Source organism: Kitasatospora sp. NPDC088548, from assembly GCF_044753005.1.
Taxonomy (GTDB): Bacteria; Actinomycetota; Actinomycetes; order Streptomycetales; family Streptomycetaceae; genus Kitasatospora.
In genome coordinates this window covers 1-1,437 of the sequence record NZ_JBIVMI010000080.1, presented here as the reverse complement: position 1 = coordinate 1,437, position 1,437 = coordinate 1, and the positions used below count along the sequence as shown (strand labels likewise).

Here is a 1,437-nt window from a genome sequence, read left to right as displayed (position 1 = left end):
CAATGCCGGTGACTTAATTCGTGTCTCGCTTGGTGATCGTGACGGTGGCTGGTTGGGGTGGTGGCCAGTTGCGGTGTTGGGCGCGTTTGAGGGGCCAGTTGGACATTTTGCGTTTGATGACGCGGGGGCAGGATCGTTGACGCCGTTCGGGTAGGAGGCGTTCGCTGATCTCAGCGAGGGTGCGGGTCAGTGCACGGATGAGTCTGCCGGGGGGAAAGCGCCGCCTGGGCGGGGACCTGGCGGCGTACGACCCGCAGGCTGCGGGTGAAAGACAGACGGTCGGGGTCCAGGCCTTCTTGCAGGGCGGCCTGGTGCATCAGCTGCCGGATGGCGTGGTGGACCAGGAGGAGCCCGTAGATCTCCTGCTCCACACCCCACGGGTACTTCGAGCGCAGGACGAGTTTGGGCCCGCGCTGGTGGGTCTTGATCTCGTCCAGTGTGGTCTCGATCTCCCAGCGCTGGGCGTAGAGGGCGGCCAGCTCGTGGGCAGGTGCCTGTTCGGGGTCGAGGATGGTGGTGACCAGCCGGTAGACGACCTGGTCGCCGGTGCGGGCCAGGGTGTACTCGACGACCCGCACGGTCACCGGGTTGCGGCGGCTCCTTCGGTCCGGTTCGGCGTGGACGGTGCTGAGGTAGGAGCCGTCTTCCAGGACCCGCATCACCGGCAGAGCGGCGTTGCTGCGCACTCGCCACAACAGGTCCGCGCCGCTCGCCCGGGCGGCCTGCCACAGCTCGAAGCCGTAGAAGCCCCGGTCGGCCAGCAGCAGCATGCCCTCCCGCAGGTGAGTGAACAGCCGACGCGACAGCACCTGCTCGCCGGCCGACAGCGGACCGACCACCGCGCCGAACACGGCGTGCGTGCCGCATTCGGCCAGTCCGACCACCCTGGCCTGCGGGAACGCGCCGATGCCGCGTCCTGTGCCCGGGCGGCCGAAGTGTGCGTCGTTGGCCTCGGTGTCCGCCAGGTCCAACGTGGTGCCGTCCACGGCGACCAGGTGCCAGCGCCGGTACCAGGCGCCCGCCGTCTCGGGCACGGCCACCGGATGGCAGACCCGCGCGAACAACGCCTTCAGCGGCTCGACCCCCAGCCGACGGCGGGCCCGGCCGATCGCGGCGGTCGTCGGCACCCGCCACGACCGCCGCCCGTCCCCAAGCCCCTCACCCAGCAGCCGGGCGACCTCCTCATAGCCCTGCCCGAAGAACAGGCACATCGCCAGCACGAAGTACACGACCACCCGCGCCGGCAGCAGGCGACTGCGCTTCTCGACCCGCCCGGTCTCGGCGATCACCTCATCGACCAGCCCCGGCGGAAACGCCTGGGTCAGCACCCCGATCGCGATCCGGTCCGATATCCGCTCATCCGCAGGCGACTTGACCTGCCCCACCCTCGCCACACCACAACCAACGAGACACCGACCACAAAGTCACCGGCATTGG

At 69.6% G+C, this 1,437-nt stretch carries 1 protein-coding gene; it reads right to left on the bottom strand.

The window, feature by feature from the left end:
* Nucleotides 1-170: 170 nt before the first annotated feature.
* Nucleotides 171-1,394 carry an IS4 family transposase gene (locus ACIP82_RS37815; protein ID WP_400660340.1) on the bottom strand — a complete coding sequence of 408 codons (1,224 nt, stop codon included), beginning with the start codon at nt 1,392-1,394 and terminating at the stop codon, nt 171-173.
* Between the last annotated feature and the right edge of the window lie 43 nt (nt 1,395-1,437).